The sequence below is a fragment of the Pantoea phytobeneficialis genome, from assembly GCF_009728735.1.
Classification (GTDB): Bacteria; Pseudomonadota; Gammaproteobacteria; order Enterobacterales; family Enterobacteriaceae; genus Pantoea; species Pantoea phytobeneficialis.
Genome location: NZ_CP024636.1, coordinates 756,407 through 769,408, shown reverse-complemented (window position 1 = coordinate 769,408; position 13,002 = coordinate 756,407). Strand labels below are relative to the sequence as shown.

Here is a 13,002-nt window from a genome sequence, read left to right as displayed (position 1 = left end):
TATGACTAAGTCTTTTCATATCGCGGTAATGCCGGGCGACGGAATCGGCCCGGAAGTGATGGCGCAGGCCATGAAAGTTCTGGACGCGATTCGTGCGCGTTTCGACATGCGTATCACCACCAGCGAATATGATGTTGGCGGTATCGCCATCGATCGTCACGGCGAACCGCTGCCACCTGCCTCTGTTGCCGGTGCCGAGCAGGCCGATGCCATTCTGTTTGGTTCCGTGGGTGGTCCGAAGTGGGAACACCTGCCGCCCGCACAGCAACCGGAGCGTGGCGCACTGCTGCCACTGCGTAAACACTTTAAACTGTTCAGCAACCTGCGTCCGGCAGCGCTGTATAAAGGTCTGGAAGCCTTCTGCCCGTTGCGCAGCGACATCGCCGCGCGTGGCTTCGATATCCTGTGCGTACGTGAGCTGACTGGCGGTATCTACTTTGGTCAGCCGAAAGGCCGTGAAGGCAGCGGCCCACACGAACGCGCATTCGACACCGAGGTGTATCACCGTTTTGAGATCGAACGTATTGCCCGCATTGCGTTTGAATCTGCGCGCAAACGCCGCAACAAAGTGACCTCAATCGATAAAGCCAACGTGTTGCAGACCTCCGTGATGTGGCGTGAGATCGTCAACGAAGTGGCGAAAGATTACCCGGATGTGCAACTGAGCCATATGTACATCGACAACGCCACCATGCAGCTGATTAAAGACCCATCACAGTTCGACGTGCTGCTGTGTTCAAACCTGTTTGGCGACATTCTCTCTGATGAATGCGCGATGATTACCGGTTCAATGGGCATGCTGCCGTCAGCCAGCCTGAACGAAGAAGGTTTCGGCCTGTACGAGCCAGCGGGTGGTTCAGCCCCGGATATCGCGGGTCAGAATATTGCCAACCCGGTAGCTCAGATCCTCTCGTTGTCCCTGCTGCTGCGCTATAGCCTGAACGCCACTGAGGCTGCCGACAGCATTGAGCGCGCGATCAACCGTGCGCTGGAAGCGGGTCATCGCACCCGTGATTTGGCCGGTGACGGTCAGTCCGTGAGCACCGATGAAATGGGCAGCATCATTGCCCGCTTCATCACCGAGGAAAAATAAAAAAATGAAAAGCTTATACCAGAAGTTATTTGATGCACATGTCGTCCACGAAGCACCGAACGAAACCCCGTTACTGTACATCGATCGTCATTTGATCCATGAAGTCACGTCACCGCAGGCCTTTGATGGCCTGCGCGCTCACGGTCGCAAAGTCCGTCAGCCGTCGAAGACCTTCGCTACTATGGACCATAACGTCTCCACCCAGACCAAAGACATCAATGCGTCGGGCGAGATGGCACGTATTCAGATGCAGGAACTGATCAAGAACTGCGCTGAATTCGGTATCCAGTTGTATGACCTGAACCACCCATTCCAGGGCATCGTCCACGTCATCGGTCCGGAACAGGGTATGACCCTGCCGGGTATGACCATCGTCTGTGGTGATTCCCACACCGCGACTCACGGTGCTTTTGGTTCACTGGCGTTCGGTATCGGCACCTCTGAAGTGGAGCATGTGTTTGCCACCCAGACCCTGAAACAGGGCCGTGCCAAAACCATGAAGATTGAAGTGCTGGGTGAAGCCGCACCGGGCATCACCGCGAAAGATATCGTGTTGGCGATCATCGGTAAAACCGGCAGCGCCGGCGGCACCGGTCATGTGGTGGAGTTCTGTGGCCCGGCGATTGAAGCGCTGACCATGGAAGGCCGTATGACGCTGTGCAACATGGCAATTGAAATGGGTGCCAAAGCGGGCCTGGTCGCGCCGGATGACACCACCTTTAATTACCTGAAAGACAAACAATTCGCACCGAAGGGCGAGCAGTGGGAACAGGCTGTTGCCTACTGGCGCACCCTGAAATCCGACAGCGATGCGAAATTCGATACCGTGGTGACGCTGAACGCCGCCGATATCGCCCCGCAGGTGACCTGGGGCACCAACCCGGGCCAGGTGATGGCAGTTGACCAGGCAATCCCGAACCCGGCCTCATTCGCCGATCCGGTTGAACGCGCCTCTGCCGAAAAAGCGCTGGCCTACATGGATCTGCAACCGGGTATCAAACTGACCGACGTGGCGATCGATAAAGTGTTTATCGGTTCCTGCACCAACTCACGTATCGAAGACCTGCGTGCTGCTGCCGCGATCGCCAAAGGCCGCCATGTAGCGCCTGGTGTGGTTGCGATGGTGGTACCGGGTTCTGGTCCGGTAAAAGCGCAAGCGGAAGCGGAAGGTCTGGACAAGATTTTCCTCGAAGCCGGTTTTGAATGGCGTCTGCCAGGTTGTTCCATGTGCCTGGCGATGAACAATGACCGTCTGAATCCGGGTGAGCGCTGTGCTTCCACCAGTAACCGTAACTTTGAAGGTCGTCAGGGCCGTGGTGGACGTACCCACCTGGTCAGCCCGGCGATGGCCGCTGCGGCGGCGGTGACGGGCCGTTTTGCCGATATTCGTGAACTGACTCAGGGAGCTTAAGCCATGGCGAAGAAATTTACTCAGCACAGCGGAATCGTAGCCCCGCTGGATGCCGCGAATGTTGATACCGATGCCATCATTCCTAAGCAGTTCCTGCAAAAGGTAACTCGCACCGGCTTTGGTGCACACCTGTTCCACGACTGGCGTTTTGATGATGATGCAGGCACCGTACCGACCGCCAGCTTCGTGCTGAACAAGCCGGAATACAAAGGCACCAGCATTTTGCTGGCGCGTGAAAACTTTGGCTGTGGCTCCTCCCGTGAGCACGCACCCTGGGCACTGACCGATTTCGGTTTCCAGGTGGTGATTGCACCCAGCTTTGCGGATATCTTCTACGGTAACAGCTTCAACAACCAGTTGCTGCCGGTGAAGTTAAGCGATGAAGAAGTTGATGAGATGTTTAAGCTGGTCGCAAGCCATCCAGGCATCAGCTTTATCGTGGATCTGGAAGCCCAGACCGTGACTGCTGGCGACAAAACCTATAGCTTCGAAATCGACAGCTTCCGTCGCCACTGCATGATTAACGGACTCGACAGCATTGGCCTGACGCTGCAACACGAAGCGTCCATCGCCGACTACGAGACGAATCAGCCCGCGTTTTTACGTTAAAATAGCGCGATTAATCGTGCCGCTACAGCCGTAGCGGCGCGATTTATTGCGCGCAGTTACACATCCCGCACCCGCGAAGCCAGCCCCAACGCCAGCACTGCTAACCCTAGCGCCAGCCAGTACACCGACTCATGGCCGAACTGTTCACTCAGCGCCCCCTGAATCAAACCCGCCACAATCATTCCGGTAGAGATCGAGGTGGTAAACATGGTGGTAGCCGCGCCAGCACGTCCCGGCATCAGATCCTGGAACCACAACATACCGATTCCGGCAACAATCCCGATAAACGCAGCATTGAACAGCTGCAACACCATCAGCGCGGTACGTGACTGGAACAGACCCAGCCCGAGATAAAACACCATTGCGGCCACCAGCGCCACCTGCACCAGCCGACGTTTACCGAAGCGACGTGCATAATGCCCGGCCAGCAACATAATCGGGATCTCCAGCCCGGCCGCCGTTCCCATCAACAGGCCAGCCAGCTTTTCCGGCAAACCGAGCGTGGAGCTGATATAGAGCGGCATATCAATGATATACATCACGTTGCAGGTCCACATTATCACCGAGGCGATAAACAGCAGACGCACCTGGCTGTCTTTCCACGGACTCAGTTGTGTCAACACCTGCTCGGGAGACACGATCACACGCGGCACCGACGGCAGGGTGCGCCAGATCAGCAGCAGGCTTAACAAAAAGATCACCGCCGCCACGCAAAACAGCGTCACAAAGCCATAGTTCAATGCCAGCGCGAACGATAACGGCGGGCCGATCACCCACGCCAGCGACAACTGCGCACGCATGACCGAACTGAACATCACCACTTCGCGGGCGGAACGGTCAGCATACTCACGCGCCAACGCAAAAATTTGCGGCACTGCCACGCTGGCCAATGCCGACAGCAGCACGCCCAACGTAATCAACGTCAGATAATGACGGGTAAAGGCAAACAACAGCGAATTACACACCGCCATCAGGCAACAAAACATAATCAGGTGGCGGCGATCGCCGTGGTTGTCGGAACGTTTCGCCACCAGCAGGCTGATGACAATCCCGGCAATCGCGTTGACGGTAAAGAACAACCCAACCCAGAACGGCCTGACCTGCACTTCACGCGTCAGGAACAGGCTCAGCGTCGGTGCCTGCAAAGCACCGGCCACGCCAACCATAAAGGAGACGGCCATAAAAGCCAGATAAACCGGGTTGAGGAACGGCTTACGCGTTAACAGCGATTTCATGCAGAAATCCCTTTGCGGATTCAATCGGGGAAAAAAATGAGGGTAGAAGATTCCACAGCAAGACGAAAAAAGCCAGCAGAGAACACACTGCTGGCGGTGAAATTGCACCCTACTCAGAAAAGGTTCTACGTCGGCAGAACCGCTGGCAGAGCGCCATTCATGACTGAATGCCTCCCGCTCTTCCATTGGGGTCTACTATGCCTCTAATATAGGGCAAGAAAAACTGAGCGATTACGCGGCGGAGTTCCCCTTTTATGTCTTCTTCACGTCTACAACAGCAATTTATCCGCCTGTGGCAAAGCTGCCAGGGCCAGGATCAGGAAACCACCCTGAGCGAACTGGCGGAATTGCTGCACTGCTCGCGACGTCATATGCGCAACCTGTTGAATGCCATGCAGGATGCGGGTTGGTTAATCTGGCAGGCCGAAGCCGGACGGGGTAAACGTTCAACGCTGAGTTTTTGTTATACCGGGCTGGCATTGCAGCAGCAGCGCGCCGAAGATTTGCTGGAGCAGGATCGCATCGAACAACTGGTGCAATTGGTAGGCGACAAAAATCAGGTACGCCAAATGATTGCTTCTCACCTCGGCCGCAGCTTCCGCCAGGGTAAGCATATTCTGCGCGTCCTCTATTATCGCCCGCTTCCCAACCTGCTACCCGGTTCCCCGTTGCGTCGCTCCGAAACCCATTTAGCGCGGCAAATCTTCAGTGGTCTGACACGGATAAATGAGGAAAAGGGGGAAATTGAACCCGATATTGCCCATCACTGGCAACAAACATCGCTGCTGCACTGGCGCTTTTTCCTGCGACCCGCGATTCGTTTTCACCACGGTCGTGAACTGGAGATGGAGGATGTCATCAGCTCGTTGGATCGTCTGCGTACCCAACCGCTGTTCTCCCATATTGCCAAACTTCACTCCCCTGCCCCCTGGACGCTGGATATTCAACTGACTCAACCCGATAACTGGCTACCGTGGTTGCTTGGCAGCGTCAGCGCGATGATCTTGCCGCGCGAGTGGCAAACGGTTCGCGATTTCGCCCGTCAGCCGATTGGCACCGGCCCCTACAGCGTGGTGCGCAACCAGCAAAGCCAACTTAAAATTGCCGCTTTTGATGACTACTTCGGCTACCGCGCGTTGATTGATGATGTCTCAATCTGGGTATTACCGGAAATCAGCGACGAACTGGTGTATGCCGGAGTGAAGTTGCAGGGCGAAACCGCCGATGAAAAATCGGAGGAGAGCCGCCTGGAAGAGGGTTGCTATTTTCTGCTGTATGACCAACGTTCAGAGCAGGGACGCGATGCCCATTTCCGCCGCTGGGTCAGCTATCTGTTTAACCCTATCGCCCTGCTGAACAACGCCGGGGTAGGGTATCAACGCTACTGGTTCCCGGCCTATGGCTTGATTCCTCGCTGGCACCACCGCCGCGACTTAACCCCAGTCAGCAAACCACAGCATCTCACCCAACTGACCATCAGCTGGTACAGCCATCATGTTGAGCATGAAGGGATCGCCAATGCGCTGCGCCCACTGCTGGCGCAGCAGGGCGTAGAGTTAATCACCCGTGAACTGAGTTACGAAGCATGGTTTAACGGTGAAGGCGAAAGCGATATCTGGCTTGGCAGTGTCAACTTCACCCTGCCGCTGGATTACTCGCTGTTCGCTCAATTGTATGAGCTGCCGCTGATGCAGCAATGCATCCCAATAGACTGGCAAAGCGCGGCTGAACGCTGGCGCGAAAAAACGCTACCGCTGGCGGAATGGAGCAAGCAACTGGTGGACAGTGACTACCTGCATCCGCTGTTTCATCACTGGTTGCTGCTGGAAGGCCAGCGCAGTATGCGTGGTGTGCGCATGAATACCCTTGGCTGGTTTGACTTTAAATCCGCCTGGTTTGCCCCGCCGGAGCTGTGAACCTTTCGCCCTGAGCCGGAAATGACTAGAATGAGCCGTTCTCAACGGGGTGCCCTGCATTACAGGGGCTGAGAGAGACCCGTCGAACCTGATCCGGTTAATACCGGCGTAGGGATTTGAGATGCCTCACTGCTCAGATCCTTTGCGACTCAACCTTATCTTCTCCTCAAGGAGCGCAAAGTGTTTAAAAAAGTTCTGCCCGTGCTGCTGCTGATTTCTGCCCCGGCGCTGGCTGCCAAACCGGTACTGACCGTCTACACCTACGATTCATTCTCTGCCGATTGGGGACCCGGTCCGGCAGTAAAAAAAGCCTTTGAAGCCCAGTGCGGCTGTGAGCTGAAATATGTCGCGCTCGAAGATGGCGTGTCGCTGCTCAATCGTGTCCGTATGGAAGGCAAAAACAGCAAAGCGGATATCGTGCTGGGCCTCGATAACAATCTGGTGCAGGCGGCAGAAAAAACCGGCCTGTTTGCCAAAAGCCAGGTGGATACCGGCGCACTCCAACTGCCAGATGGCTGGCACAACGACACCTTTATCCCGTTCGACTATGGCTACTTCGCCTTCGTCTATGACAAAAATAAACTGAAGAACCCGCCCAAAAGCCTGAAAGAGTTGGTAGAAAGCCCTGAAAAATGGCGCGTGATCTATGAAGATCCACGTACCAGCACCCCCGGACTTGGCTTGCTGCTGTGGATGCAAAAGGTGTATGGCGACAAAGCACCGGAAGCCTGGCAAAAACTGGCGCAAAAAACCGTCACCGTCACCAAAGGCTGGAGTGAAGCTTATGGCCTGTTCCTGAAAGGTGAAGGCGATCTGGTGCTGAGTTACACCACCTCCCCGGCTTATCACATCATTGAAGAGAAGAAAGAAAACTACGCGGCAGCGCCGTTCAGCGAAGGCCATTACATGCAGGTTGAAGTGGCGGCACAGCTCGCCAGCAGCAAACAACCAAAACTGGCACAGCAATTTATGCAGTTTATGGTATCCCCGGCCTTCCAGCAGACCATCCCGACCGGCAACTGGATGTATCCGGTGATTAAAAGCGAGTTGCCTGCCGGTTATCAGACGCTAAACGTACCGCAAACGGCGCTGCAATATAGCCCGACTGAGGTTGCCGACCATCGCGCCGACTGGATAAGTGCATGGCAACGCGCCGTCAGCCGTTAATTCCCGGCTGGCTTCTGCCCGGCAGTTTCACCGCGCTCTTGTTATGCGCGGTGGCGCTGCTGGCGTTTGGTGCGCTGTTGATGTCAGCCCCCATCGGTGACTGGCGTGGCCTGCTCACCGATGACTATCTGCATCACGTACTGGCTTTCTCCTTCTGGCAGGCGTTACTGTCGGCGCTGTTCTCAGTCATCCCCGCGATCCCGCTGGCGCGCGCCCTGTACCGTCGACGTTTTCCCGGACGTAACCTGCTGTTACGCCTGTGCGCCATGACGCTGGTGCTACCGGTGCTGGTGGCAATATTCGGCCTGCTGAGCGTCTATGGTCGCAGCGGCTGGCTGGCCCAGCTGTGCAGCCTGGTAGGTATCGATTATCACTTCTCACCCTATGGGTTGCAGGGCATTCTGCTGGCACATGTGTTCTTCAATCTGCCGCTGGCCACGCGCATGCTGTTGCAGTCGCTGGAAAGCATCCCGGGCGAGCAACGTCAGCTGGCGGCGCAGCTCGGCCTGCGCAGTTGGAACCTGTTCCGCTTACTCGAATGGCCGTGGCTGCGGCGGCAGATTTTGCCCACCGCCGCGCTGATTTTTATGCTGTGCTTTGCCAGTTTTGCCACCGTGCTGGCACTGGGCGGTGGCCCGCAGGCCACCACGCTGGAGCTGGCAATTTTTCAGGCGCTGAGTTTTGACTACGATCCCGGTCGCGCGGCCCTGCTGGCGCTGCTGCAACTGGGCTGCTGCCTGCTGCTGGTGTTGCTGAGCCAGCGCTTCAGCCAAGCTATTCCGAGCGGAAGTCAGCAGATACGCGGCTGGCGCGATCCCCAGGATAGCTGGCGCGCGCGCCTCAGCGATGGCTTATTGATCGGTTTAGCCTTGTTGTTGTTGCTCCCGCCTTTGCTGGCGGTAGTGACTGATGGCCTGCGTGGCGGCGTCGCCGGGGCGATTCAACAACCGGCCTTGTGGCAGGCCACCTTTACCTCATTACGCATTGCCATCGGAGCAGGCGTGTTGTGTGTCATTCTTACCCTGATGCTGTTATGGAGCAGCCGTGAACTGCGCCTGCGTCATCACACTATCCCGGCGCAAGCAATGGAACTGAGTGGCATGTTGATTCTGGCAATGCCAGGCATCGTATTGGCGAGCGGTTTTTTCCTGCTGTTCAACGCCACCGTTGGCCTGCCGCAATCCGCCGACGGGCTGGTGATCTTCACGAACGCACTGATCGCCATCCCCTATGCCATGAAAGTGCTGGAGAACCCGATGCGCGATCTCAGCGCGCGTTACAATCAGTTATGCGCCTCGCTGGGTATGCAGGGGTTGAACCGCCTGCGCCTGCTTGAACTGCGCGCACTGAAACGTCCGATTGCCCAGGCGCTGGCCTTTGCCTGCGTGTTGTCGATTGGCGATTTTGGCGTGGTGGCATTGTTTGGCAGCGCGGATTTCCGCACGTTGCCATTCTATCTGTTCCAGCAAATTGGCGCCTATCGCGGCGAGGACGGCGCGGTCACCGCGTTGCTGTTGCTGCTGCTGTGCCTGCTCCTGTTTACCCTGATGGAAAAATTGCCAGGTCGTCATGCTGACACTGAATAACCTCACCTACCTGTACCAGCATCTGCCGATGCGCTTCCAGTTTAGTGCGCAAGCCGGCGAACGGCTGGCGATCCTGGGTCCGAGCGGAGCCGGGAAAAGTACCCTGCTTAGCCTGATTGGCGGCTTTTTGCCGGTCAGCAGCGGCAGTTTATGGTTGAACGGCGAAGAGCATACCGCCAGCGTCCCCGCCGCGCGCCCGGTGTCGATGTTATTCCAGGAGAACAACCTGTTTCCGCACCTGACGGTGCAGCAGAATCTGGGACTGGGGCTGCATCCGGGCTTAAAACTCACCGCTGACCAGAAACAGCAGGTGCTTGAGATCGCCGGGCAGACCGGGCTTCAGGAGATGCTACAGCGCCTGCCGGGACAGCTCTCCGGCGGGCAACGCCAACGCGTAGCGCTGGCGCGCTGTCTGCTGCGCAATCAGCCGATTCTATTGTTGGATGAACCTTTTTCTGCACTCGATCCGGCGTTGCGTCAGGAGATGCTGCAACTGGTGCATAGCGTCTGCGTCGCGCGTAACATCACGCTGCTGATGGTGTCGCATAGTCTGGAAGATGCGCGGCAAATCGCGTCGCGCAGTCTGGTGGTGGTTGATGGGCGGATTTACTGGGATGGCAGCACGGAAGACCTGCTCAATGGCAGAACCCCCGCCGCCGCCATTCTCGGCGTGGCACAACGTTAAGCGAAGAACACCTTCCACAGCAGATGACGGAACACCGGCATCATTGGGTGGAACTGGATAGCAATAAACGCTGCCACGCCGACCACTGCGGCCAACGGTGCCAGCCAGCGTAAACGCGCCGCCGGTAGATACGCCGTTGCCCAGTCGATATTTTTGCCACTGCGCCACCAACGCCAGCACAGCCAGAACCCCAGCCATACCAGCAACGCCACCAGCGCCAGCAGCCAGGTAAAGTGGCTGCCTTGTGCGGCCTGCGGCACATCAATCGCCACCCCGGCGAGGATACCGGGCATCAGATACAGCGGTGGCCAGAGGATGCAGCCAATAATGTTCGGTGGCAGGAATTTGCGCACCGGTAACTCCAGCATCCCAGCCGCCAGCGGAATCAAGGGACGCGTCGGGCCGACAAAGCGCCCAACCAGAATGGTAAACATGCTGTGCTGATGCAGCGCATGCTCGGTCTTATCCAGCAAACCACGATACTTCTGTAAATATTTCCAGCGATGCAGTGGCCCCTGGAATCTCCAGCCAATGCCATAGGAAACCCAGTCGCCAATCAGGCAACCGACCAGCCCGGCAGCCCAGGCCGGATAGAGACCAATCTGGCCGCTGCCGACCAGCGCGCCCAGACTTGCCATCAACACCGTGCCCGGCAGCAGCAATCCTACGAAGGCCAGCGACTCAAGAAACGTCACCAGCGCGACAGCAAACAATGCCCATTCCAGAGATTGCGTAAAAAGATGTTGTACCCAGGCTTCCATAAATATCCTCTGCGGAATATGAAGGCTGGATTGTCCAGAGCCAGCCGCGCAGCGTCAAGGCAAGATTTGTACACCAATGTTGACAAAGCGCTGACAATTTAAGCAAACCAAAGACACTGTATAAACATCCATGATACACTAAACGGGTTATCACACCCGGAGTTCCCGTGACCGATCCACGCGCAGGTTTTCTGCTTACCCGACACTGGCGAGACACCCCCACTGGCAGCGAAGTGGTGCTGTGGCTGGCTACCGACCGCGGCGCGCAGCGCTTAGTGTTGCCCGCTCAGGAGTCGGTGGCGTTTATTCCCACCGAATTTCAATCGCAGGTCGAAACGCTAATCCGCGACGAGCGCCACACGCGCATTCAGTCCCTGAAATTAAGAGATTTCCGTCGTCGTCCGGTGTTCGGCCTTTATTGTCGCAGCTATCGCCAACTGCAAAATCTGGAAAAACGCCTGCGGGACAATGGCATCCCGGTGTATGAAGCGGATATCCGCCCGCCGGAGCGCTATCTGATGGAACGCTTTATCACCGCGCCGGTGTGGTTCAGTGGCGACACGCGCGGTGACAGCGTAGTTAATGCGCGCCTTAAACCCCATCCCGACTATCGCCCAGAACTAAAATGGGTGTCGCTGGACATCGAAACCACCGAACATGGCGAACTCTACTGCATCGGGTTGGAAGGTTGTGGCCAGCGTCAGGTGTATATGCTCGGCCCGCCCAACGGCGATGCCAGCGCGCTTGATTTCGAACTGATTTACGTTGATAGCCGCCCGCAACTGCTGGAGCAACTTAATGCCTGGTTCGCCCGCCATGAACCTGATGTCATTATCGGCTGGAACCTGGTGCAATTCGACCTGCGCGTGTTGCAAAAACACGCCGATCGTTATGGCATTCCGCTGCGTCTGGGACGCCAGCAACAGCCGCTGGAGTGGCGCGAGCATGGTTTTAAACCCGGCGTCTTTTTTGCGCAGGCCACCGGGCGCCTGATTATTGACGGCATCGAGGCGTTAAAATCCGCCTTCTGGGATTTCCCCTCCTTCAGTCTGGAAGCCGTTTCGCAGGCGTTACTGGGTGAAGGCAAAGCCATTGATAATCCGTGGCAACGCATGGAAGAGATCAACTGGCGCTTCGCCAGCGATAAACCGGCGCTGGCGCGCTATAACCTGAAAGATTGCGAACTGGTGACGCGCATTTTCCATCATACCGCCATCATGCCGTTCCTGCTGGAACGCGCTACGGTGAATGGGCTGGCGGTCGATCGCCACGGCGGTTCAGTGGCGGCATTTGGTCATCTCTACATTCCACGTATGCATCGCGCCGGGTTTGTTGCGCCTAATCTCGGCGAAGTGACGCCGGAAGCCAGCCCCGGTGGTTACGTGATGGATTCGCGTCCCGGCCTGTACGATTCGGTGTTGGTGCTGGATTACAAAAGCCTCTATCCATCGATTATCCGTACTTTCCTGATTGATCCGGTGGGACTGGTGGAAGGGCTGGCGCATCCTGCTGATGCCGATTCAGTACCCGGTTTTCGCGGTGCACGCTTTTCCCGTGCCACCCACTGCCTGCCCGCGATCGTTGAGCAGATCTGGCAGGGACGTGAGCGGGCAAAACTCGACCACAACAAACCGCTGTCGCAGGCGTTGAAAATTATCATGAACGCTTTTTACGGCGTGCTCGGCACCAGCGCCTGTCGCTTTTTCGATCCCCGCCTTGCGTCCTCCATCACCCTACGCGGGCACGCTATCATGCAGCAAACGCGTGAACTGATTGAAGCCAAAGGCTATGACGTGATTTACGGCGACACCGATTCAACGTTTGTCTGGTTGAAGGGGGCGCACAGCGAAGAACAGGCGGCGGTAATTGGTCGTCAGTTGGCCGAACACGTCAATGGCTGGTGGCAGGAACATTTGCAGCAAACCTATGGCCTGAGCAGTGCGCTGGAGCTGGAGTACGAAAACCATTTCAGTCGTTTCTTAATGCCTACCATTCGCGGTGCGGAACAGGGCAGTAAAAAGCGCTATGCTGGTCTGATTCGCACCGACGACAGTGAACGGCTGGTGTTCAAAGGGCTTGAATCGGTACGCACCGACTGGACCCCCCTGGCGCAACAGTTCCAGCAAACCTTGTATGGTCGCATCTTTCGCGGTGAACCCTGGCAGGATTATATCCGGGATACCGTAGCACAATTGCTGGCAGGCGAACTTGATGATCAGCTGGTCTATAAAAAGCGCCTGCGCCGACCGCTCAAAGATTATGAGCGCAACGTGCCACCGCATGTTCGCGCCGCGCGCCTGGCGGATGAGGTCAACCGCAAACTGGGGCGGCCGTTGCAGTATCAGAACGGCGGCACCATTCGCTATGTCATCGCCACCGCAGGCCCGGAGCCTCTGGAAGCGCGCCATACGCCGCTCGACTATGATCACTATGTGACGAAGCAGTTGCAGCCCGTGGCGGAAGGCATTTTACCCTTCGTCGGCGATGATTTTGCTACACTGATTACCGGGCAGTTGGGGCTTTTTTGACAGGTGACGAA

General features: G+C 56.9%; 10 protein-coding genes and 1 riboswitch. Of the genes, 8 read left to right on the top strand and 2 right to left on the bottom strand.

Going from position 1 to position 13,002, the window contains the following annotated elements; all coding sequences use genetic code 11:
* Position 1: 1 nt before the first annotated feature.
* Genes leuB through leuD form a run of 3 tightly spaced genes read left to right on the top strand, consistent with a single transcriptional unit; the run spans position 2 to position 3,113 of the window.
* Positions 2 to 1,093: a 3-isopropylmalate dehydrogenase gene (gene leuB / locus CTZ24_RS03400; RefSeq protein ID WP_021184753.1), complete on the top strand. Its 1,092-nt coding sequence runs from the start codon at positions 2 to 4 to the stop codon at positions 1,091 to 1,093.
* Positions 1,094 to 1,097: 4 nt separating this feature from the next.
* A complete protein-coding gene (gene leuC / locus CTZ24_RS03395; RefSeq protein WP_021184754.1) occupies positions 1,098 to 2,504 on the top strand; it encodes a 3-isopropylmalate dehydratase large subunit in 1,407 nt (468 codons plus the stop codon).
* 3 nt (positions 2,505 to 2,507) lie between these two features.
* A complete protein-coding gene (gene leuD, locus CTZ24_RS03390) occupies positions 2,508 to 3,113 on the top strand; it encodes a 3-isopropylmalate dehydratase small subunit (protein ID WP_021184755.1) in 606 nt (201 codons plus the stop codon).
* 56 nt (positions 3,114 to 3,169) lie between these two features.
* Here the strand turns inward: leuD and CTZ24_RS03385 are convergent, their stop codons facing one another.
* A complete protein-coding gene (locus tag CTZ24_RS03385) occupies positions 3,170 to 4,348 on the bottom strand; it encodes an MFS transporter (RefSeq protein WP_208724776.1) in 1,179 nt (392 codons plus the stop codon).
* Between the two features lie 254 nt (positions 4,349 to 4,602).
* On the opposite strand from CTZ24_RS03385, the gene sgrR reads away from it, so the two are divergent.
* From sgrR to thiQ, 4 genes are all read left to right on the top strand, one after another.
* Positions 4,603 to 6,264, top strand: coding sequence for an HTH-type transcriptional regulator SgrR (sgrR, locus tag CTZ24_RS03380; RefSeq protein ID WP_208724775.1), 1,662 nt, complete (start codon positions 4,603 to 4,605; stop codon positions 6,262 to 6,264).
* 35 nt (positions 6,265 to 6,299) lie between these two features.
* A riboswitch (TPP riboswitch) is annotated at positions 6,300 to 6,397 on the top strand.
* A 47-nt stretch (positions 6,398 to 6,444) separates the two neighbouring features.
* Positions 6,445 to 7,431, top strand: a complete 987-nt coding sequence (thiB, locus tag CTZ24_RS03375) for a thiamine ABC transporter substrate binding subunit (RefSeq protein ID WP_208724774.1) — start codon at positions 6,445 to 6,447, stop codon at positions 7,429 to 7,431.
* Complete coding sequence (gene thiP / locus CTZ24_RS03370) at positions 7,407 to 9,017, top strand: thiamine/thiamine pyrophosphate ABC transporter permease ThiP (RefSeq protein ID WP_208724773.1); 1,611 nt, start codon at positions 7,407 to 7,409, stop codon at positions 9,015 to 9,017. Before thiB ends, thiP begins: the two co-directional genes overlap by 25 nt.
* Entirely contained in the window at positions 9,001 to 9,702 is a 702-nt protein-coding gene (gene thiQ / locus CTZ24_RS03365) for a thiamine ABC transporter ATP-binding protein ThiQ (RefSeq protein ID WP_208724772.1), read from the top strand. The genes thiP and thiQ overlap by 17 nt, the downstream gene beginning before the upstream one ends.
* On the opposite strand, the gene CTZ24_RS03360 is transcribed toward thiQ, so the two are convergent.
* Entirely contained in the window at positions 9,699 to 10,463 is a 765-nt protein-coding gene (locus CTZ24_RS03360; RefSeq protein WP_021184761.1) for a DedA family protein, read from the bottom strand. The two genes, thiQ and CTZ24_RS03360, sit on opposite strands and share 4 nt — an antisense overlap.
* Before the next feature lie 167 nt (positions 10,464 to 10,630).
* Here CTZ24_RS03360 and polB point away from each other — a divergent pair, with 167 nt between their 5' ends.
* Complete coding sequence (gene polB, locus CTZ24_RS03355; protein WP_208724771.1) at positions 10,631 to 12,991, top strand: DNA polymerase II; 2,361 nt, start codon at positions 10,631 to 10,633, stop codon at positions 12,989 to 12,991.
* The last annotated feature ends 11 nt before the right edge of the window (positions 12,992 to 13,002 follow it).